This window comes from Clostridium sp. FP2 (assembly GCF_011065955.2).
Taxonomy (GTDB): Bacteria; Bacillota; Clostridia; order Clostridiales; family Clostridiaceae; genus Clostridium_AD; species Clostridium_AD tagluense.
Genome location: NZ_JAAMNI020000001.1, coordinates 2,599,284 through 2,621,673, shown reverse-complemented (window position 1 = coordinate 2,621,673; position 22,390 = coordinate 2,599,284). Strand labels below are relative to the sequence as shown.

Genomic DNA, 22,390 nt, shown 5'->3' with positions numbered 1-22,390 from the left:
TTTTCCAAGAGGTTGTTTATTTATATCAAATAAATCACAGTATTCCATATACTACCTCCTAAATTCGCAATGAATTACGATTGTTCATCAATTGTAGATGTAGATGACTTAATGTTGAATGTATATAATTCCCTTAGTTTTAACCCAATCATTTTTTAATAAATCCATATAAACCACATCTTGAAAGTCACCTGTCCTACTATCAAAATATCCTTGTCTAATTACACCTATTTCTTCAAATCCTAATTTTTTATATAGGCTTTGAGCTTTCTTATTGTCTAACATTGTTGTGAGTTCAATTTTATTCAAATTTAAAAATCTAAATATAAAGTCTATAAAATGATATAGTGCATCCTTACCATACCCTTTTCCTTGTTCATTAATTTCACAAATCTTTATTCCAAATTCGCACTTCTGATTTCGTGCGTCCCAGTCACAATAATTCATCTCTCCAATCGGTTTATTACCTTCTCTTTTACATATTATAAATCTTTTTCTTTCTGGAAACATATTAGAATTTTCAATTTCCTTTAGGATATTAATACGTATTGCTTCTTTGCTTTGTAATGTTCCAAAGGCATGAGTAGAATGGCCCATCATATCTCCATTATTCCACCACTTATATAAATACTCTTCATCCCCTAATTCAAGTTGTCTTATAAAAACATATTTCCCCTCAATCATAAGTTTCCCCCTAAATATAGTTATTGCACAAATGCATTCAATTGCTCTTATCAATGACTTTACGTCACAATAGAATACTACTCCGAAGTAACTACTTTTTTAATTTCCACCAAATACATTCATCATCTTCCTTATAAACTACCATGCCAATTTTCTGTAGAACCCTATGTGAAGGTATATTATTTTTTATTGTATCTGCAATGACACATTTAACATCTGGGTTCAAAAATATCCATTGTATGTAAGCGGTTAATAACTTGTCACCTTGACAGCTATTAGCCGCTATTTTTAATCTTTTTTCTTTAAATAGCATTCTTCTGGAAGATTTCCCCATGGAAATAGGGATTCAAATAAATCTAGGTTATTTTTAAAATCAATATTAGGCATTGTTTCAAACAAATACGTAAGATAATTCATTGGAATTAACCCATTTTCTTTTGCAGTTTCAATAATGCTATATATTATTGCACTTGATTTAGCGCCACGGACTGTGTCGGAAAATAAGAAATTTTTTCTTCCGATAACAAAAGGTTTAATACTTCTTTCAGCACGATTATTACTTATCTCGCACCGTCCATCAAGAAGATAATTCTCCAAGTACTTCCACTGATCCAATGTATAGTGGACTGCCTTTCCTAAAGCTGTCTTTGGAAGTGCATTACAATTTTTTAACCATGACAAAAAGGCATCTAGAACGGGCTTTGTGAGTTCTTGACGTCTTTTATGCCTTTCTTCTGTTGTATAGTTGGCAAGATTCCTTTCTATTGTAAAAAGCTTATCACAGTAATTTTTGCCTTCTAATGCCTTTGAGCCAAGACTCTCCGAAGGAGATATGGATTTAAGAGCCTCATCAAACTTACGTCTTGCATGGCTCCAGCACCCACAAACTATGATATCCTTTGAAAGATTATGATATCCTGCATAGCCATCAGTATGCAAGTACCCCTTAAAACCTTTTAAAAAGTCTTTAGGTCTCTTAGCACACCTATCCGGCTGATATTCATATAAAACTATTTGACTATTAGTATCTCCACTAGTTCTATAAAGCCACATATATGAGTTAGACTGCGGCTTCTTACCAGGTTCTTTTAGAACTTGGAGCACAGTTTCATCTGCATGAATAACTTCTCTATTTACTAAGATTTCTCTCATTGCAGAATATAGAGGTTCAAGCCAATCATTGGCACATCTTATAACCCAATTAGCCATAGTCTGCCTTGAAATTTCTATTCCTAGTCTTTCAAACTCTTTTTCTTGGCGATATAAAGGCATCGCATTAACATATTTTTGAGACATAATGTACGCTACTGTTGATGGCGAAGCCATACTTCCTTTAATAACAGGCTCCGATACTACTGATTTAACAATAGGAGTTCCATCACTATATTTTTCACAATCTCGGCATGAATATATATATATATTGTACATGCTCTCGCACCTTTGCTTGGGCTGGAATTATTATTAATTCTCTTCTCACAGTTTTGCCCATAATGTGCATAGCCTCACCGCATTCAGGGCAGAATTGTTCCTCCGTAGGAAGATAATATTCCACCACTTCTACAGGTAAATCAGATAGCATTTCATCCTTTTTACCTATGCGCTTTTTTCTCTTAATCTTGATTTCCTCAAATTCAAGCTCAGCAACACGTTCATCAGCTTCCTTTTCAGCCTCGTCAAATAAACTTAGTTGATCATACTCGCTTTTTTCACTTGAAGCTCCAAAACGCACATGCTTCAATAGGGTTATCTGCTCCATCATCCAGACTATCTTATTTTCTAATAATTTGATTTGAGCTTCTTGTGATTTGCAAGTTTCCTCTAAGTTTTTAATATATTCAGTTTGGATTTTGCTTTTATTCTCTATATTCATCATGTGTAAATTATACCATATTTCAAGCTAAAAAGCTAGGGAAATACAAGGCTTACGCCTGTTTTTATGCCTGCTTTCATTTCAAGAATTGTAGCTAAATTACTGATCGTTCCGTTACTTCTTTATGAGCTTTAGGTTGTTCTATTGATAATCCATCAAGAAGCCATCTCACTTCTCTTTGTGTAACACTTTTTACTTCATTTTCATTTGAAGGCCATTTGAATCTACCTTTTTCTAAGCGTTTATAATATAACCAAAAACCTGAATATTCCCATTCTAGTATTTTAATTTTATCTTTATTTTTATTGCAAAATATAAATAGACAATTTGAAAATGGATCTAGCTTGAATATCATTTGAATAATGGCAGCTAATCCATCAATAGATTTTCTTAAGTCAGTTGCTCCGCAAGCAAGATATGCACGTCCAGAATTAGTTAGATTTAGCATAGCTCCATTACCACCTCTAAAACATCTATCAATGTTCCTTTGTTAAAGCCATCCCGTATATCTAAAGTGATAGTGCCAACTTTTAATGAGATTGAAGATGTTCCAACGTTTTTTGGTATTGTTACTGTGCCCCACTTTTGTTCAGAAGGATCAGCAGCTAGCGCTTTAATTTTTTTTAGATATGGATAAATGGAGCTTTTACTAATTCCTTTTTCTCTGCACCAAGCTGCTAAATTTAGTCCACTTGAGTTATATTCTTTTACTAATGTTATCCATTGTGCTTTAGATTTTCTTTTATTCATCTATCTAGCCTCCTCGTCATCATAGGAGTATTATCACATCATTTTTCTAATAATGGTAGGTGACGAGTTATTTGGCGCTTACCATTGTATAATGCAGTTTAATGCCTCGAGCATATATCCTTTACGTCTATAGTCACTCTGCATAGCATATCCAACTACTACTTGTCCATCTTCGTTTGGGTATCCCTTTACCATTATAGACCCAACACTTCGATTTTCTTCATTCAAAATTATAAGCCAAGTTGTATACCACATAAAATTTGTAGGATTATTTTCTACATCATTTAACCTTATTTTATAAACATTTTTGTCCCTAATTCCAATGTTTTTATCAGTAATAATTAAACCTAAATTTCTCTCCATATTATTATAATCATTTATGCAAAGTTCAAGATTATATTTATCTAAGGGTAAGATACTTAGCCTATCTGTGTTAAGTTTTAACATAATTACATCCTCTCCAGTTAAAATATGACGTCATAGAATACAATATCATTCAGTAAAAAAATAATAGTTGTGACGCTTAACATGAATATTATGAACTAGCAGAATTTCATAATATACTAATTAGTCATAGTTTGTACCTAATTGTTTATTAAAAAATTCCAAATCATCATAACTCATATTCGATAAGGATAAAACATCTTTTGCCATGCCATTTATAATTTGGTTTGCTACATTATAGGCAAGGTCAAAGTCCAATTGTGTAATATCTCCATTTTCTAATGCTTTATTAAGTTCATCTTCATCTAATAAAACTATTTCACCTGAAGGAAATACAACAACATCAAGATATAAGTCATCATAAAAGGGTTGACTGTGTATATCAATATCATTTTGCTTTGTTATGTCAAAATACCAATCAATAATATTATTGTTTTCATCAAATATAGTAGTTACAGACCAATTCTTTTCAATAGGCAACCGTTGTATTAATATATATCCATCATTTAAAACGCAAACCTGCCGCTTATCAAAATTACATACAAGTTTCTCGTGTACTTTTTCTATAAAAATAGCTGAAGCATATCCGTTAAATCGTTCTTGATACGTATTAAATAATATGCTCTTGTTTTTTTCTATTCTTTCCCACTTACTGTGATCAATATATTTTCTTTTCATACTCTCCCCCTAATCTTAAGCACCGCATTTTTTTATAAGTTTGACCTAACTCTTTAACTGAGAAATGTCTTCAGATATCGCTAATATGCCCTACACCTATAAAGTGTTTTGCATTTTTAGGACTTCCTATTATAGACATTATAAGAATAAGGCGAAGATGCTGCTAATTACGGTATCATACATATATTAAAGTTTGTTGCAGATTATTTCCGGTTTCATGGATTATAGAGTTTTAATGCTTCCAGCCTTTTTGCTCGCTCAAACGATTTATGTAAAAACTCTTTAGCCGATAAATCCTCATAATCCCAATTCATGGCCTCTATTGCTGTCGCGCCTGAATAATCCGTTTCCGCAATTTTTTTCATGGTTATAGACCAATCAATCGTGCCGTCAAAGGGTAACCCGTGTTGGGCATAACTTCCGTTATTATCATGTAAATGTAGTGCCATCACCCGGGAACCGTACATAGATAATAAATCATCGCCTGGATAGTAGCGGTAGTGATGTCCGCAGTCATAACAGAATCCGATACGCAGGGAATCCACTTGTTCCAGCACATATGCCAAATTGGCAAGATTCCGTAAATTCTCCAGTGCAACATTGACACCAAGCTGTTCAGCTTTTTCAGTGATTCTCTTGATTCTATCCAGTCCCAATGCGTTATATGGATTGTCTTCGTTGGGCAGGTGCACCACCATTGTTGGAATCTCAAATTCGGCGCAATCTGCAACACATTGCAAATAACAATCGGTTAAGGCTTCACCGTCCAGATTGTCAAGCCAGAGGCTGTTTTCGTTTTGGACTGGTGTGTGGATATTTTCTATAAAAAGACCCGCTTCTCGCGCAATTTGTGGCCCGTTGCGGTAATCGTTCCGACCAAAGCAGTCACGACCAAAGCCATCACTCCACCATAATAAAACACCATCAAATCCAGCTTCTTTTATTAACCGATAACGTTCCTTAATCGACAATTCATAGCCGAACCAATCATAAATAGTAATCATAAGCCTCTTCCTTTCTTGCTTTCTCCATCATAGATTTTATATAATTCATAGACTTCATCCCAACAAAATTCTATAAATAATATAATATACTTATATGTAGCAGGATATTGCGGATAAGTCGATTGGTAATTTTCAAATTTATTTTACTTTATAAACAACTTCACCTTTTCTAACTATTGTTTATCTATCATATTTTTCGATTGATTCACTATTTTTGAAGTTCCGAAGTAACTGCAAATACTATAACCTTACTTTTAACCCTTTAATTTTTATGATTTTATTGATTTCTTCTTCATCTTTAGTTTCAATATAACTTTCGTATTCATGTGAAGTGTTAATTAACCAAGGCTTATGATTTTTTATAAAAGACAAGTCCTCTGGTAAGTTTGGTTGAACCCAATCATGTAGTGAGTTTGATACTTGCTTTAATATTTCTTTAGCATGATTATCAGTATTGTAATAATATACCAATACAGGTTGCTCACCACCATATATTGTACCTGGCCATTCAAATTGCTCTTTTACTTCTTTTAGAGATGGTTGTAATTTTTCTAAAACGTAATTAATATTAGTATTTATATCCATATCACTTCTTACCACTAATACAAATTCATTACAAACTTCAAAAGCTAAATCTATTAAATCTCTATAAATCTTTTCTCTTGGATTAGTTTCTATAAACATAAATTTCCCTCCTTGTAACTTCGACATATTAGAAGATATCGAATTAATTAACTTAATATTATTCTCTCAATCTTATATAGATCCTTTAGTTTTCAAAGAAAAAGAAATCCGCAAATGTTCCTTCTTGATAAACGACTTCTTGACATGATTTTATAAGTTCAAATTTGCCGTTTGTGTATTCATCTATTATTTTATTCCAAAAATATATAGAAGTGATATTTTTAGGATGACACATTATTTCCCACTTTCCATGCAACATATCAAATATTGTTTTTGCCGCATATTTCCCAACACCGGCTGTGCGGTATTTATGCATGACAAAAAACTCTGACATTGCAAAGTCGCAATCCTTGCGTACAGCAAAATCTTTATCAACTAATACAAAGCCTGCCAATTTACCATCAACTTTTATGAAAAAAGGATAGTGATTTTCTTCTGTCCAACAATCTAATACTGCGAATTCATATGACCCAAATTGATTAACATCAAGCTTGTTATACTGAGACCACTCATAACAATATAATTCAAGCAAATTTTGAAGTATCTCTTTCTCATCGTTATTAACTTTTACAACCTGTATATCCATTATTTTTCCTCCAATGCTAATATAACTAACCTTTAATTCGAACTTTTTTACTGTAGTGCATCAATAGTATAGTTATGATTGATGCATTATTTATACGAAGATTGCGAATCAAATCATGTTCATAATTCAGTCCAATACCGCTGTGTTAATAACTCATTATCGGAAACTTCATTTTCGAATATTCCACCACAAGATTTAATAGTCCTTACAGACGCAATATTATCAGCATCACATGTAAGTAAGACTTTTTTCATTCCTAATTTTCTACATTCCTCCAATGCAATTTTTAGCATTTCCTTTGCATAGCCCTTTTTTCGTTCAATTTTTCTTACGCTATATCCAATATGTCCTCCATAATTAAATAAATAGTCATTTAATGTATGCCTTATATTTATCATACCAATTAATTTATTATCTTCCTCCCTAATTGCTAAGAATACACTTGCAGTTACTTCTGTATGTTTTGTACTCTCTTTTTCATTATCAGATACAAATTTCATCCATTCTTCATAAACATCATATTTTTGCAAATATGATGTACCCGCCAAATTATCACCCTTTACCATAAATTCGTTTTTGTATTCTAAAACCTGTTGTTTATATTCAATTGATGGTCTTAATAATCTCATAACATTCCTCCCATATTGTTTGTAATAATCAATGGTTTATAGTTCACTATTTCTAACCCTTACGCAACAAAAAGTTTGTTTAACTATAAATTGTTATATATAAAAAGTGTTGGCATAGCCTGTCCAACTACATCGCTACAATCAATTACGTATACATTTTTCAACTGTCGGCTAAGTCAGAGGAATTACTCCCTCCTTCTCGCCTAAGAACTGTACGTGTCACTTTCGCGACATACAGCTCAAGCTCTCATTTATCCTATTGTCTTTATAATAATTCTGCAAGCCTTAGTTGTCTTATGACTTTGTAGCCTTTTTGTTTTTGCTGTTTTGTTGGAAGTTCACCTTCTAGCGGAAATATTTTATAATATTGTTTGTTACAATATCTATGTACCAATTGTAAATTGTTATATTTTCTTGTTCCGCCGTGTATCATCGGTACCTTTTCTTGTACTTCCAACTTTTCTGTAAAATCTGTAATACTCTTGTTGCATATAGGGCATTTATAATTCTGTATTTTAGCCATTTTCTGTTTGCTTTTAACACAGTTTCTGTTAAATTCCTTTTCATCCCTACTATTGAAATATCCTTTAAGGCTACTATCATATGGAGTTGCTCTAAATTTAATGAGCCTATGCCTGACTATTGGTATCCATGACATTTTTGTGAGTTGCTTATTCTTTTTAGGGTCAGTCAGTATCCATTTGTTTTTGCTTTGTCTCGCTATATCTGGTTTGTAGTATCTATTTATTATCCAAGTCTTACTCTTCTTTGGATGCAAATATTTTAAAAACCTAAATGTACACCACCATATATGGTGGTCCATATATGAATATGTATGCTTTGCGACCCACGCCGACCAGTAATTACCTATGCCTTTAATTATTGGATTAAGTTTGTTTATTACGGCACCAACATTTTTACCCTTCAACTTTTGTATTTCAGTTGAAATAGTTTCTTTACTTTTCTTGATAGACTCCTTTGATGGTTTTATCAGCAGTTTTTCACCTTGACACGTTTGATACATTCTAACATTAAGGCCCAGAAAATTAAAACCTTCATCTATCGTTACCACTCTTGTTTTTTCTTTAGATAACTCCAAACCTATTTTATCTAAATATGGTTTTAATAGCTCATAGACATCCTCTGCATCTTTTTGTGTATTGCACATTACCACAAAATCATCTGCATAAAACACTAATGTATATTTGGCTACGTTTGTATAACTTACAATTTTGCCATTGTTTTTTACAGGCTTGTACTTTATTCCAAGTATATCCTCCATACCCATTAATGCAATATTAGCAAGCAACGGCGATACAATACTTCCTTGTCCAGAACCGAATTCTGTTTCATTGAATACACCATTATCAACATATCCTGCTTTTAGCCATTTGCCTATCATGTTACTGTATGGAAATTCTTTTATCTGTTCCATAATATAATCATGGTTTAAATTGTGTCGGGTAAGAGTGGAACATTACTGCTCCCTACTCCCCTTGGAACCGTACTTATATGTTTCCATATATACGGCTCGAGCATGCTTTCATCCGAGACTCCTGTTCAAATTATTCCTGCAAGTTTCTTATTCAGTATACTTTTGTGACAGTCAAATATTTGCTTTTTATTTGGTTCTGTTGATATGCTAGAAAAGTAATTACTATACTCTTCATCACAGCTTTTATGTACCAATTGTATATTTTTATATTCATTAGTACCACCAAATATTTTAGGAATTTTATAGTGAGTTACCAGGATTTCTTTTCCATTTGTAATATCTTTTTTACATAAAGGGCATAAGTATTTCTGTTTTTTAGCTAATTTTTGTCTTGATTTAATATTATTTTTATCGAATTCTTTGGTCTTTCTCTTTTGAAAATAATCATCAAGTCTTTCATCAAAAGGAGTAAAGTCATGCTTTATAAGTACATGTCGGACAATCGGCGTCCACTTCATTTTAGTTAACTGTCTGCCTGTAATCGGGTCTGTAAGTATCCATTTATCCTTACTTTGTCCAGCTATATCCGGTTTGAAGTATTGACTCTTCTTCCATTTATTGCTTTTCTTTGGATGCAACCTATTAAGGAATCGTCTGGTTTTTATCCATAGATAATTATCTATATCGCCAAAAATTTCTTTAGCCACTTGTGTATTCCAATAATTGGCTGTTCCTATAACAACGGGATTAAGCTTTCTAATTAAATATCCTACATTATTTCCAGTACACTCTTTAAATTTATCTGATATTTTACTTTTTAGAGTTTTAATACTCTTTTTGGATGGTTTAATTAGGAGTTTGGTTTTATTTCCGTTTTTATATGTTCTAATATTAAAGCCTAAAAAGTCAAATCCCTCTGCTATATTTGTTATTTTAGTTTTTTCTTCTGCAAGTTCTAAACCTCTTACATTTAAGTAACCGGATAATGAATTGTATACATTTTCTGCATCTTCTTTTGTAAAGCACATAATTACAAAATCATCAGCATAAACAGATAGTGTATATTTTCCTCTATTTTCATACTTAATAACACCGTTAGCAGTCTTTGTTGTTTTGTACTTGACGCCAAGAGCCTTTCCCATTCCATTAAGTGCAATATTAGCAAGTAACGGTGACGCAATCGAGCCTTGAGGTGTTCCATTATCTGTTTCATTGAAAATATCGTTGTCAACATAGCCTGCTTTGAGCCAGTTATGAATGATTTCATTAGCTGGAAATATTCCTATTTGCTCAATAATGTAGTCATGATTTAACGTTCCAAAACAATTCTTAAAATCACCCTCAAATATCCATTGTCTCTTTTTCCTCGCCAAGGAAAGATAAATTCTCAGGATGGCGTCTTGACAACTTCTTTGAGGTCTAAATCCATACATATTTGGTTCAAAGCGAACTTCCCATTGAGGTTCTAATGATATTTTAACAATATTTTGATATACTCTATCAATGATTGTGGGAATTCCCAAAGGGCGTAACTTACCATTTTTTTTCTTTATGTAAACTCGATATGCTGGTTTAGGTTTGTGTAAATATATACTCATTTTTTGCATTTTTACATAGAGGTTATATCTTGCTTTTGAATTCAATGCTACAAATCCATCCACACCAGCTGTTTTTTTTCCTTTATTAGATTGAGTAACTCGTTTAATTGATAGTAACAAAGCACCTTGACTGTGAATAAGTAACCTTTGTAAGTCTCTTACTTTTCTTTTTTGTCCAAGTTTTTCGGCATGATATATTCGTTGTTGTAATTTCCCTACATATTTTTCAATGGATTTCCAGTCAAACTGTTGCCATTGATTATTAGTGTTAGATAATGCGGACTTCTGTTTAGAAGCATTCATCGACTGTTACCTCCCTTTTGGACATTGCTTTACGCTTTATATCATGTTGCACACCTGTTTAGAAATTCGGCCCTCTTTCGAGTGTGAAAAAAAAATCACTATCCCTCCAGTTATTTCCTTTCCTGTTGTCTTTCGACTTAAGGGCATTTGCTTATTTCAACATCCTTTACCCACTGTGGAATTAGGCTTTCCTCGCGGAAAGCTTACCATCTTTATGGACCACATTGGGCTTACCAAGTTTGACTTCTGTCAGTTACGTATGGGTTAGGTCTTCCTTATATGCCGGTAGATATATGGGTTGATGCCTATATGCACTTCGATACATATTTTCCCATCTACATCAATAGCAAATATATCCCAACTATTGTCAAAGGTTTCGACACTTTATACAGAATTCATTTGCATTAACCATACCATTCTTCCCTTAACCAACTTTGTCTCGGATACTAGACATTGATTAGGTATTTCCTCATGCAACCCACAAAGGAATTACTTCCTTTGCAGTTTCGGATAGGGATATCCTTTCAACTAGGATAGAATATAGGATTGACTATATCCACTGACAATTGCGGAAGAAGTCACTTCTTGTCGCACCAAAACAACCTTTAAAATCCCCTTCAAAAATCCACCTTTTTCTACTGCCACTATGGCAAGACAGAAAAATCCTTGTAATAGCGTCATAGCATCCTCTTTTGGGTCTAAATCCATATGATATTGGTTCAAACCTTGCCTCCCATTGTGGTTCAAGTGCTCCTTTGATAATATTTTGATATATTCTATCTCGTATAGTCGGAATACTTAGTGGTCTTAACTTTCCATTCTTCTTTTTAATATAAGTTCTATGTGACGGTTTAGCCTTATGTTTCGCTATATCTCCTTCTGATAAATCATTGAATAGCTTTAATCGTTCCTTGTTAGTTAGCGCTATTTCTCCGTCCACACCAGCGGTCTTTTTCCCTTTGTTAATTTGAGTAACCCTTTTTATGGATATCAACATCATAGCCTTACTTCTTACTAAGATTCTTTGCAGATTTCTTACTTTACGTTTATTACCAAGACATTCGGCACAGTATATCCGCTGTTGCAATCTTTCTACATACTTATTAATATGAAACCAGTCAATTAGTTTCCATTGGGCATTGGGAGATAATGTGGACTTCCTATAAATTGAAGTTTTTCGCATCTGTTACCTCACTTTTGAAATCTTGCTTTTCGTTTTATTCTGTGTTGATTACCAGTTGGAAGTCAGCACCCTTTCGGGTTTGTATACTAACATTATTCGCCCAGTTATTTCTTATTCCTGTTGGTTTGCACCATCGCGACATTTGCTTTTTCCAACGTTCCTTTATCCTCTGGACATTGTATCTTCCTTACGGTCGACCTACCAACATTAAATTGGACTCCATAGGACTTACCAAGTTCAGCTTCTGTTAGAAACGGATGGGTTAGCTTTATTCAATACACCGACAGATATATAGGTAGTAACTTATGTACATCAGAATCTACATTTTCTAATCTGTAATACAATGGCGAACATATCCCAACCATTGCTGCTAATGACGATGCTTAATCGTAAACCATACCAACCTTTCCCTTGCCCATGCTTGCCGTGGATACTAGGCAACCATTTAGGCTTTTCCTCATGCAACCCACCTCAGAGTTACCTCCAACGCAGTTTCGGATGGGAATATCCCTACTACTGGGACATCAGACTACAGTCTGTACTAACATTTCAAGAAGAAGCCGCTTCTTGTCGCACTCCGATTATTAGCCTAATTGGAAGTTCATAATTTATTGTTTATCATATATTGTAATATCCTATTAACAAGGTTTAATTCAGATTAAGTTATTTAAAAATTTATATTGATGGATATTTTGATTTGTATTTTATTCGAAAATTTAAATAAATATATAAACTAATTGAATACGGAATATATGATAATGCTGAAACAAAAACTTCACCAGTTAAATTTAAATGGTTTGGTTCAATAATAACAATATAAATACTGCCAATCCATAATAATACTAACAAAATTAGCAGAAACCAACTTATTTTTTTCCCTTTTAATAAAAAATTATCGACCCTTTTTAATTTTAAAGGTTTAATAACATTTATTAGTAAAATCAAGCCAAATATATATAAAGAGAAGTTTAAAATTAAATTATCTAGTGAAAAATCGAATAACCGTAAAATAAAAGGTGCAACTGTGAAAATAAGAATAAATAAAACAAGATTATATAAATTTCGGTTTTGTTTTTGCTTATTTTTATAAATGGGCATGATGTCAGAATCAATAATTCCTTTTATCGATTCATCCAATACCTCTGATGTTGAGGCCAGATAAATCTCATTTTTTATTGTTTTATATTGGTTATATAAATCTCCAATTGATATACAAATAGTGTTTAATTGATTTTCTAATAACGTCTTCCTTACTTGTTGAGGTATTTCATTTCGAATCTGTTCTTCAAGATTCCTGAACTGAACTGTGAGATCATTTATCTGGTTTTCAGTATATCTACCTTTCCAATCTCTTTTTGCTTGCTCCAAAATGCTCATATAACCATATTCCATATTTTTTTGACCTCTGAAACCTTTATATGTAATAAATCCAGATATTAAACCGATAATTGTACCAAGAATTCCAATCCCAAAACTAATTGCGTTTACAATTGGATTCTGAAAAAAAGACTGCATGTCCATTAAAATCAACTCCTACTTTTTACTATAATATATTTGATTTTTATTCTGCTTAATTGTAAATATCCCAAGCATTTCTTAGTTAGTTCTCAGTTTCTAATCATAGATATAATATGCCCATTTTATGGATAATTGGCAGTTAACTTAATTTCCTTTGATAGATATTTCATAATTTAAGAAAGATACGAAATAACTGGTTCTAAAATTATGTTAACTCAACTCTACAAATTGGAATTTGTTACACTTTTTCTTGCATTTTCTTTGCGATTCCATTCGCAATGATATATTTAAATTTCTATTATTACAGATTAGTTCTATTGAAAAACTGAAATACTACGTGATGAAATTAAATTAATCATTTTAAAATAAGGCCTATCGTTGCCAATATTAGTTATCATTTGTAAATATTTCTAAATTACCTGTATATTTATTTTTTAGCTTTTCTAACATCCTATTACCACGTGCTATAATTCTAGCATTTACATTCTCGATATATATATTTTTGTTTTCTTTAGATAATATTGTAAGATTCTGTCGGTTCTCAATTTTTTCTTGCTTTGTTGCCAAATCAAATATCGAATTATTCTCAACATAATCATTTAAATAATTTATTTCTATATAATTTGTATCTATATAATCACCAAATTCTTCATAATTTTTTTCATATTTACTTTCATTTTTATAATTTAAAATGTCATATAAAAAAAATCCATTCTTTCATAACGACCAGCTCCTAACTTAAAATATGAATGAATAATATTCATTGAATTTTTGCCTCTTCCCATACAAGGAACAGGCATAAAATTCCCTAGTGTGTAACACAACCTAGCGAATAACTTCAATTGAAAATTGCCATCGTGTAGATTTAGACATAAACAGTTTCTCGTAACTTGTTTCGGAAAACTATTCAATATATCTCCTGAAACTTTACCATTAATGCCATTCTTCCATTTCATTTCATAATAGAAATTTTCAACTCCATTAGATGGCTTTCTTCCTTTTAATTTAATGGGTTCTTTTGTATCCAATACGTTGCTCCACAGTAACTGGTATAAGGTTATTACAGCTTCTGGTGTGACTGATGTTTTCATACCTCTAGATCCATCAACATCACCTGATATCCTCATAATTGCATCAACTGGATTTTCATCAGAATTTATTTCTTCTGAACAATATTTACTTGGCAGAAAACAGAAGTGCCTTATAAGGAAGTTATAACTATCCTCTTCGTTTTCGCTAAGTACTCTCTTTATCTCTGATACATTTGTCCCAGAAAGAATATCCGCAATATTCTCATTAATCATAAACACCTCCATACAAACTTTCTCAAACAAATTATGTGGCTCATTAATTTTTTAGCATGACAAATTAGTACTCGTAGTGCTGATTTTATAGTTGATGTTAACTCATTTACCATTATGAATCCAACTTTATTCCAAAAATTTAATTCATCTCCATCAGCACATAATATCAAATCTATGAACTTCCCATTATAGACACAACCTGACCAAATAATCTAATAATTCTTGCAGTTTGTTATGAAGAACTATTTTTGAAATGCGACGTAAAAAACCGTAAAATCCAATTATGAATAATACGGTTTTTTAATAAATTATTTGGTTTTAATATTCGCTACGCTTAAGAAAAATGTTAGGAAAGATATGCGTATTCAGTCTTCAATAAGTTCCAATGAAGCATTTAATACTTTATGCAATTTATTAAGTACTATTTCTCGAGTATGCTTACCTTGACTTAGTTCCGCAAGATCCATATTATCTAGCAGGCTATGTATATTGGGAGCATCTGCCATGAAAAATTCATTTAAGTTAGAAAAACTGTAAACCATTTTTATTCCTTCTATAAAAGAATATATTTCTTTCACACTTGAAACCTTCAATTTATCTATAATTTTATCAGGAACCATATAAAAGAAAAACTTTTTTTCCTGTAAAAAATATGAACTGTTTTCTCCACATCTTGAAGCAAAATTTTCATTCCAAGATTGTCTATAATCAAGAAAATAGTGGTGTTCTTTTTTGCTCTCTTTTTCTTTTTTATCAATAACATCGAAAAGCGGTTGTGCCAAAGTATTGTACTGCTGTACAAAACTCGGTTCATCACTTAAAACCTCAAAATTTCGCCTTTCAAAAGGCTCATTATGGGTTTCCAATTTGATTTTCATCAAAGGAATGTAATCCTCATATTCAATTCCAGCCAAGTTGTGTTTACTCATTTGCATCAACATAAGTATCATCTCTTTAAAATCCCTAGGGCTATACTTTTGTTCCACAAGTTCACTTTTCATTTTTGAAAGGAGAACAGGTATTTCTTCATCCTCTAATTCCCACCAACGATATAATTCATTTAATACTAATACATTTTTGGCTTTATGTGAATCATCATTCTCTTTCTTTTCAACCATATTTAATGTTATTATATTTTTAATTTCATCAGAATTCAAATAACGATGTATTAGATACGTGTCTACAAATTTATATCCAAAGACACTTTTTCCATGTAATGCTGATTTTCCCCAATAAACTAATCCTGTCTGTGCAGTGGTGTTATTCCATGAATAAGGTGCCTTTCCTGATTTAATCTGAATAGACAATTCCATTGTATATTTTAGGATACGTTCTTTTTGTTCTTGCAAATATTGGGGGGAATCAAAATTAATCGTATCTAGAATATTATAAAACTTTTCATAAGCCATCATGCCAAATATTAAAGTTCGAATATTATAATGTTGTTGATTTTTAAAAATATCTAATATATCTTGCTTACTGATAAGCAATTGTGTTTTTGTTTTGTCGACCATATATTTTTCTATAATGGATTCATATATAGAGCTAAAATCAGCTTGATAATATATAGTAATGCCAATTAACTTTTCTTTTACCTTGTTATAAAGAATATCCTCCGAAAATAGTTTATCACTTCGAGAAATCAACTTTTCTTTATTGATAAGATTATTCTTTTTTTCATCTTTATTGCCATCATTTACTTCTTCAAAATTAATTCGTGCATCCAACGCAATTAAATATTTTTGTGGTAAATCCTTCGAAATTTCTGTTTTTCCTACTTCGGCTTGATTAGCGACAATAATAACTTTGATATTATTATGTTCAACTAAATTATTGATAAATCCGAGTAATTGATTGATGTTAATGTTACATCTTTCAAGGTCATCAAAAATAATTACTGCATCTTTGATTTTCTTGATATCAGATAATGACGGTAAATCCTTAGCATCAATATTAAATTGTTTTAAACCAACCGATAAGAGTTTAGATGCAAAGTTCAGTCCTTTACCTATCTTTTCTCCTTTTCCCTCTCCCAGTTTTTTATCAAAAAACTCTTCAAACGCTGCAGTATAAAGTTCATTCATAATTTGATCAAAATTATTTAACCCATACAGAGAAATATAGAACACTGAACTCCAAGGAAGGTTAATCTTTAATTCAGGCAACAATTTTTCTTCAACAAAAAAAGTTTTACCTGATCCCCATTCTCCATCAATTAAGATTGCTTGCTTATAACGGCTATCTCGTAGATATTCAATTAACATCTCTGTTATTTGTTCATCAGTCATATGCATTTTTTACCTCCTTGAAAATTTATTTATCTTATTTTATTTCATTTTCTATCAAACATGACCAAATGTCAATTTTTCATAATACTAACTTTTCTCATTTTTAAATACCGTATTATTCAATTTTCAAAGAGCATTATTCGTAACTTCAATTTTAATAGTTATGTCGTCTAATTTAGCAAGTCCGACATATATATTCATTATTATTTAGAGAAAAGATAACTTTATTAACATTATTTTAAAATATATGTTACTCCCAACTTCTCATTATAGACACAACCTGTACGGTTTATCTGATTTGTTTATAACGGACTTTATAAATGTGACGAATTAAAGATAACGAAGATATAATGTGATATTAAATTAGGTTTTCACGTACATGATTTTTTATAATACGACAGTTAAGAGTATTAGTATAACAAAACAATAACTATCAAACTTTTTTATTATCTAATACTACCTTTATTAATTTTTTTAAATATATTTCTATGATATAACATATATTTCTCATCAAAGAATTTGTTTTGTATTTTTGTAAATATGTTTATTTCAAGTATTTTGTAGTCTGATTTAGATACTTTATCAGATATTATAATTGTTCCATCTATATTAAATGAAATCAGATGTTTATCAAATAACTTATCATGATTGGCACATAATAATAATCCATTTTTTATATCTAAATGTTCCATAGTATTTTTTTCACATTTACTATATTCTTTTATATGGCTTGCGATTAATAATTCTTTCATACTTATTTCACATAATGCACATTTACAATGATTGTCTTTGATAATATAATCTCTCCATTTTCCTTGTCCTATTCTTTGTTTCACTAATGCTTCTTTATATTTAGGTAATATATCACATAATTTCTTATCTGGACTATTAAATTCAGCATCTATAGTATTAAATTCATCTTCTACATCTTTCAACTTATCACTAACATCTTCGCTAAATATATCATCTATATAATTAAACATATTTTTTAAATAATCTTCATGTTTGTCCGTATAATCACTTCTAAAACTTGTTAGTTTTGCTCCTTTGATTCCCATAACTTTTGTTAAATTGTAAAAATTTAATTTTTCTGTATCAACAAACTGTAATTTTTCTAATATATAACAGGTTTCATCAGATTTTTTTTATCTCCTTTATGATTATTTGAAATAAAATACTTTTCATCATTTATTGTTTCATCATTATTCTTATTAGCGTCAGTAATTCTACATTTATACATTACCTTTCTAATTGGTTCCCCAATATATAAATACACAATATCGCCTTTTGTTGCATTTACTTTACCAAGTCCACCAGATTTATATTTGCTAAATGAAAGTTCGATATGTTCTTTATATGCAGCATGTATATCATAGGCGTCATCATATCTATCGCCATCGACATTTATTTGATGTAACATTCTTATCATAATAAGAATCCCCCTAAATACATTATTCTTTAATAAAAAGATATCTTATATTGTATTTCCCACTATAAGAAGATGGTGAATTAATCACACTAAATATTACCCAATTTCTTTAGTTCATTAACCATATTTCTCCATAGTGTAAAAGATTGATTAATTCCTTCCGAAAAACCACCTAACTTAATAACTTCTAATAATTTTTCATTACATCCTTCAGGTTTAATATTAAAACTTTCAATAAAATCAAGTGTTCTTTTTCTGCTTGAAAAATAGATTTTATTAATAGAAAACAACGCTTGAAGGAAATGGTCAATTGCAATATCCATTGCGAAGTGATAAAACAGTACATCTTTTCTGACTACAGCACGTTCCAAATCTTCTGTATCATCAAGTTCATCCAAATGATATTGTATAAGTATCTTTCCTAATTTATATGGGTACTCGGATAATCTTTTTTTCAAGTTATTTAAAAAATTGCTTTTATCGCATAAAACATTGATGTTTTTCAGCATGGAACATCGCCCTATTGGATAGTAGTAATTATCCAATTTATCTGGGTATTTACCATTGAGTATAGATTCTACATTAGTTAAGGTTTCACTTACTGTAAAATACATTAACCAAGTTTCAATACCGTTTATAAGCACAAAATCCCCTATTCCCCAATGTCCCCCTTCAAAGATGTTTACTTTACCTTCTTGTATCTGGTTACCCAACTGATTTATTATGGCTTGCCTCTTTTCAAAATTAGGTATCATATCACAATATATAAAAATATCAATATCGCCTTCTCCTGCTCTTGGAAGAGAGGTCTTACTACCACTTATTCCAATTGATTGTACTTCACTCATTTCTGAAATATTATTTATTAATGTATCTATAGTTTTCTTTGTATCAAAAACCATTATATCTCCACCTTTAAAATACTTATTTTAATTCACCATAGATTACAAGTTTGACATAACTCCTTAACTGAGATATGTCTTCGCATATCTCTGATATGCCCTACACCTATCAAGTTTTACATTTTTTTGACTTCCCATTATAGACATAATACTCATAAATACTTCTAAAACATTCTACTAACAATCTTTCTGCATCCTTCTATCATATTCCTTCTAAATTTGTATAATAAATCAAAATAACTCGTTATTTACTAAACAATCCCTCTTAACTTTTCTTTAATATTATGAAACAACAAAAAAACACCGATATCTAACCGATGTTTTTTGTCCAAGCAAATCTATTTAAATTATTTAATGCAAAATTTTAATGACAAAAAGTTAAAAAGCTTACCATTTATGTAGGTGTCTATTCATGGCTATATATTTACCCAATGTCATTTGAGATAATAGCTGATATTCTTGTTTAAGTGATGTTTTAAAATATTCACAAAAATAAAGGGCACTTTTGCTCCATAATACTAATTTCACAAATCCTTAGCAAGTTCGATCAATTGCTTTCTATAACCTTCTTTATTATGCTATATCTTATGTATATCAACCCTTTTAAGCGTATATCTTTTTATAACATTCTAAAGCTTTCTAACACTTGTGTGGGAAAGGTGTGGGAAAATAAAAAAATAACAAGCTTTACATTGCTGTAAAGCCTGCTATATCAACGTTTACGTTTTGGTGACTCCTAGGGGAATTGAACCCCTGAATCCACCGTGAGAGGGTGGCGTCTTAACCTCTTGACCAAGGAGCCGTATTAACACTACGAGATTTATTATATCCTTTTATATACCATAAGTCAAATAGATAAACTGAATAGATAATCAATTAATTATTATAAATTCAAATTGCATTTGTTTGTATTTACTACAAAAAAACAAGGTATGCAACTTTGCTGCACACCCTATCTGATTAAATTTATAAATTTCTTTCGTATTGCTCTACCATTTTTTTAACCGTTTCTCCACCAACTGAGCCACATTGTCTTGATGTTAAGTCACCATTATAGTCTGTAAAGCTTACGCCTAACTGATTTGCAGTTTCCATTTTGAATTTATTTAGTCCTGCTTTTGATTCTGGTACTAAACTTCTGTATGGCATATTATGTAACCTCCTTTAAACATTTTGTTTGTTGTACTAATATAATGTACACATTTAATAAATTTTATAACCTTGTTTTAATGGTATTAATGGCAAAAAGAGAATATCAAAACCAATCTACCTCTAAATGCTATTGCCTAGAAAAATCAGTGACTTTAATATTTATTTTATATGCTCTTTAATATGCTGTTAATATCATCGCTAACTTTTATCCTATTCGCATATACCCATTGTTCATCAAAATTCAATTTACATACTTTTGAAAATGAATAATAAAGATTTATTTTTTGGTAGTAAAGTTCTAATTCATAAAGGTCTTCTAAATGACACTGTGGTTTTGAGATAATCTCTTTTTTAGCTATGAACAATTCATCCACATAGCTTAAAAATGCATTCATCATTTTATCATTAGATACATCAAAAGGAATTTTTAGTAGTCTCCACTGAATTCTTTCCTCCAATTTATAATGCCTTAAATTATCTAATACTACCAAATACTCGCTTATATCCATTTTTCTATAAAAAGGCGTTTTTTCTTCTTTTGTACTCCATAAAGCTAATTTTTCTCTAAGGGAAAGAGAACTGATCTTTAATATAGCCTCACTTGGCCCTATTACTGCTTCTTCAATAGTTTTATCCTTTGCATCTAAGCTTTCTCTTATAAAATCTTGAGTGTTACCATAAGATGCTACATATCCAACTTCATATATTCCTTTTCTACCTGCTCTTCCCGCTATTTGTTTAACTTCTTGAGAATTTAAATATCTTATCTCATTACCATCAAACTTTTTAATATCCATAAATACTATCCTTTTTATAGGAAGATTTACCCCCATACCTATGGCATCAGTGGATACTAAAATTGTGCTTTCCTTGTTAATAAACTGATTGTACTGTTTTTTCCTTACCTCTGGTGGCAAATCTCCATAGATTAAACTTACTTTTATACCTAAATTCGAGTAATGATAAGCTAGTTCTAACACTTTCTTCTTTGAAAATGTAACCAGTGCATCTCCTTCTTGAATACTCTTATATACAAAAGAGTTATCTTCCATTACAAGAGGGACATCTCTTTTGTACTCAATAATCTCGTACTCCTCTCCGCAATCCTCTATTATTTCTATAAGCAAATCCTTTGCATTTATTGCTCCGCAAATGTGTATCTCTTTACTTTTCAATGCTAAAACAGCTCTAGTCCAAGCAGCTCCCCTTTGGTCATTATCAATCATTTGAATTTCATCTATAATACCAACTTCATACTCCTCCCTTATATCTAATTTTTCTATAGTACAGCAAATGTGCGTCGCATCTTCAATATTTATTTCTTCTTCTCCAGTTGCAAGGTTACATTTTACGCCTTGGCTATTTAATCTTTCGAAGTTCTCAAGTGCTAATATTCTTAGTGGAGAAAGATAAATTCCACTTGTTGACTCTTTAAGCCGCATCATGGCATTATAGGTTTTTCCCGTATTAGTTTCACCTAAATGGAGATAAAATTTTCTCTTGAATTTCCTTGTTCCCTCATATTCATCTTTTGGGTTAGTTGGAAACACACGTTCAAATTCACTAGATATAATTTCAGGAATATGCTCAGTTATTAATACACTTATAATTCCAGATTTTAAATAGCTTTCACCTTTATTCTTTGAGATTATATCAAAATTAAAATTTGTATTATTTTTCTTATTGTAATCCTCCACAAGCCTTATTGATATATATTCCAGTAACTGTGAATAATTTTCATAAACCCTTTTATAGTCTTTGAAATTTTCACTCTTAAACGCCTTTAGTTCCTTTAATTTCTTTCTTACCGCTGCTTCATGTTCCCACAAGGCATTTGACTTAGTGTGTACTGCTATTTCTTTAATCTGTGAAAACTGACTTTTTACTTTTATGAAAATTCTTTCTAGCGCTCCTTTTTTCATTTCTTTCCTCCAATATTCAGTAGCTAG

22 protein-coding genes, 1 tRNA gene and 2 pseudogenes are annotated in these 22,390 nt (G+C 31.1%); all 25 read right to left on the bottom strand.

Annotated elements, in window-relative coordinates:
- Nucleotides 1-108: 108 nt before the first annotated feature.
- The 25 genes and pseudogenes from G9F71_RS12485 to G9F71_RS12370 all read right to left on the bottom strand — a co-directional run bounded on the left by G9F71_RS12485 (nt 109) and on the right by G9F71_RS12370 (nt 22,363).
- A complete protein-coding gene (locus tag G9F71_RS12485; protein ID WP_164951087.1) occupies nt 109-684 on the bottom strand; it encodes a GNAT family N-acetyltransferase in 576 nt (191 codons plus the stop codon).
- Nucleotides 685-775: 91 nt separating this feature from the next.
- On the bottom strand, nt 776-997 hold the full coding sequence (locus tag G9F71_RS12480) for a GNAT family N-acetyltransferase (RefSeq protein ID WP_164951088.1): 222 nt from the start codon (nt 995-997) through the stop codon (nt 776-778).
- A pseudogene (tnpC, locus tag G9F71_RS12475) lies at nt 973-2,554 on the bottom strand (IS66 family transposase). Before tnpC ends, G9F71_RS12480 begins: the two are co-directional and overlap by 25 nt.
- Nucleotides 2,555-2,648: 94 nt before the next feature.
- A complete protein-coding gene (gene tnpB / locus G9F71_RS12470) occupies nt 2,649-3,002 on the bottom strand; it encodes an IS66 family insertion sequence element accessory protein TnpB (protein ID WP_164951089.1) in 354 nt (117 codons plus the stop codon).
- Complete coding sequence (gene tnpA, locus G9F71_RS12465; protein WP_164951090.1) at nt 2,996-3,304, bottom strand: IS66 family insertion sequence element accessory protein TnpA; 309 nt, start codon at nt 3,302-3,304, stop codon at nt 2,996-2,998. The genes tnpB and tnpA overlap by 7 nt, the downstream gene beginning before the upstream one ends.
- A gap of 78 nt (nt 3,305-3,382) precedes the next feature.
- Nucleotides 3,383-3,751, bottom strand: coding sequence for a GNAT family N-acetyltransferase (locus tag G9F71_RS12460; protein WP_164951091.1), 369 nt, complete (start codon nt 3,749-3,751; stop codon nt 3,383-3,385).
- A gap of 120 nt (nt 3,752-3,871) precedes the next feature.
- Nucleotides 3,872-4,426 (bottom strand): DUF402 domain-containing protein, encoded by a 555-nt coding sequence (locus G9F71_RS12455; RefSeq protein WP_164951092.1) that lies wholly within the window; start codon nt 4,424-4,426, stop codon nt 3,872-3,874.
- 215 nt (nt 4,427-4,641) lie between these two features.
- On the bottom strand, nt 4,642-5,430 hold the full coding sequence (locus tag G9F71_RS12450; protein WP_164951093.1) for a sugar phosphate isomerase/epimerase family protein: 789 nt from the start codon (nt 5,428-5,430) through the stop codon (nt 4,642-4,644).
- A 240-nt stretch (nt 5,431-5,670) separates the two neighbouring features.
- Nucleotides 5,671-6,114 carry a stage III sporulation protein AH gene (locus G9F71_RS12445; protein ID WP_164951094.1) on the bottom strand — a complete coding sequence of 148 codons (444 nt, stop codon included), beginning with the start codon at nt 6,112-6,114 and terminating at the stop codon, nt 5,671-5,673.
- Nucleotides 6,115-6,199: 85 nt separating this feature from the next.
- A complete protein-coding gene (locus G9F71_RS12440) occupies nt 6,200-6,700 on the bottom strand; it encodes a GNAT family N-acetyltransferase (RefSeq protein ID WP_164951095.1) in 501 nt (166 codons plus the stop codon).
- A 119-nt stretch (nt 6,701-6,819) separates the two neighbouring features.
- Nucleotides 6,820-7,329, bottom strand: a complete 510-nt coding sequence (locus tag G9F71_RS12435) for a GNAT family N-acetyltransferase (protein ID WP_164951096.1) — start codon at nt 7,327-7,329, stop codon at nt 6,820-6,822.
- Nucleotides 7,330-7,594: 265 nt separating this feature from the next.
- Nucleotides 7,595-7,852 (bottom strand): HNH endonuclease, encoded by a 258-nt coding sequence (locus tag G9F71_RS27305; protein ID WP_263488265.1) that lies wholly within the window; start codon nt 7,850-7,852, stop codon nt 7,595-7,597.
- Nucleotides 7,853-8,074: 222 nt separating this feature from the next.
- Nucleotides 8,075-8,776: pseudogene (locus G9F71_RS27300) on the bottom strand (reverse transcriptase domain-containing protein); the annotation flags it as partial.
- Nucleotides 8,777-8,889: 113 nt separating this feature from the next.
- A complete protein-coding gene (gene ltrA / locus G9F71_RS12425) occupies nt 8,890-10,665 on the bottom strand; it encodes a group II intron reverse transcriptase/maturase (protein WP_164951098.1) in 1,776 nt (591 codons plus the stop codon).
- A gap of 550 nt (nt 10,666-11,215) precedes the next feature.
- Entirely contained in the window at nt 11,216-11,848 is a 633-nt protein-coding gene (locus G9F71_RS12420; RefSeq protein WP_224626352.1) for a reverse transcriptase N-terminal domain-containing protein, read from the bottom strand.
- A 675-nt stretch (nt 11,849-12,523) separates the two neighbouring features.
- Complete coding sequence (locus tag G9F71_RS12415) at nt 12,524-13,369, bottom strand: hypothetical protein (protein ID WP_164951099.1); 846 nt, start codon at nt 13,367-13,369, stop codon at nt 12,524-12,526.
- A gap of 384 nt (nt 13,370-13,753) precedes the next feature.
- Nucleotides 13,754-13,933, bottom strand: a complete 180-nt coding sequence (locus G9F71_RS12410; protein WP_164951100.1) for a hypothetical protein — start codon at nt 13,931-13,933, stop codon at nt 13,754-13,756.
- A gap of 119 nt (nt 13,934-14,052) precedes the next feature.
- Entirely contained in the window at nt 14,053-14,670 is a 618-nt protein-coding gene (locus tag G9F71_RS12405; protein WP_164951101.1) for a hypothetical protein, read from the bottom strand.
- A gap of 365 nt (nt 14,671-15,035) precedes the next feature.
- Complete coding sequence (locus G9F71_RS12400; protein ID WP_224626351.1) at nt 15,036-16,958, bottom strand: P-loop NTPase fold protein; 1,923 nt, start codon at nt 16,956-16,958, stop codon at nt 15,036-15,038.
- Between the two features lie 446 nt (nt 16,959-17,404).
- On the bottom strand, nt 17,405-18,016 hold the full coding sequence (locus G9F71_RS12395) for an HNH endonuclease (protein WP_164951103.1): 612 nt from the start codon (nt 18,014-18,016) through the stop codon (nt 17,405-17,407).
- 56 nt (nt 18,017-18,072) lie between these two features.
- Nucleotides 18,073-18,387 carry a hypothetical protein gene (locus G9F71_RS12390; RefSeq protein WP_164951104.1) on the bottom strand — a complete coding sequence of 105 codons (315 nt, stop codon included), beginning with the start codon at nt 18,385-18,387 and terminating at the stop codon, nt 18,073-18,075.
- A gap of 89 nt (nt 18,388-18,476) precedes the next feature.
- Complete coding sequence (locus G9F71_RS12385) at nt 18,477-19,289, bottom strand: DUF4037 domain-containing protein (protein WP_164951105.1); 813 nt, start codon at nt 19,287-19,289, stop codon at nt 18,477-18,479.
- A gap of 727 nt (nt 19,290-20,016) precedes the next feature.
- Nucleotides 20,017-20,091: transfer RNA gene (locus G9F71_RS12380), tRNA-Glu, on the bottom strand.
- 164 nt (nt 20,092-20,255) lie between these two features.
- Nucleotides 20,256-20,438: an alpha/beta-type small acid-soluble spore protein gene (locus tag G9F71_RS12375; RefSeq protein ID WP_164947062.1), complete on the bottom strand. Its 183-nt coding sequence runs from the start codon at nt 20,436-20,438 to the stop codon at nt 20,256-20,258.
- A gap of 167 nt (nt 20,439-20,605) precedes the next feature.
- A complete protein-coding gene (locus G9F71_RS12370; protein ID WP_164951106.1) occupies nt 20,606-22,363 on the bottom strand; it encodes a helicase-related protein in 1,758 nt (585 codons plus the stop codon).
- Between the last annotated feature and the right edge of the window lie 27 nt (nt 22,364-22,390).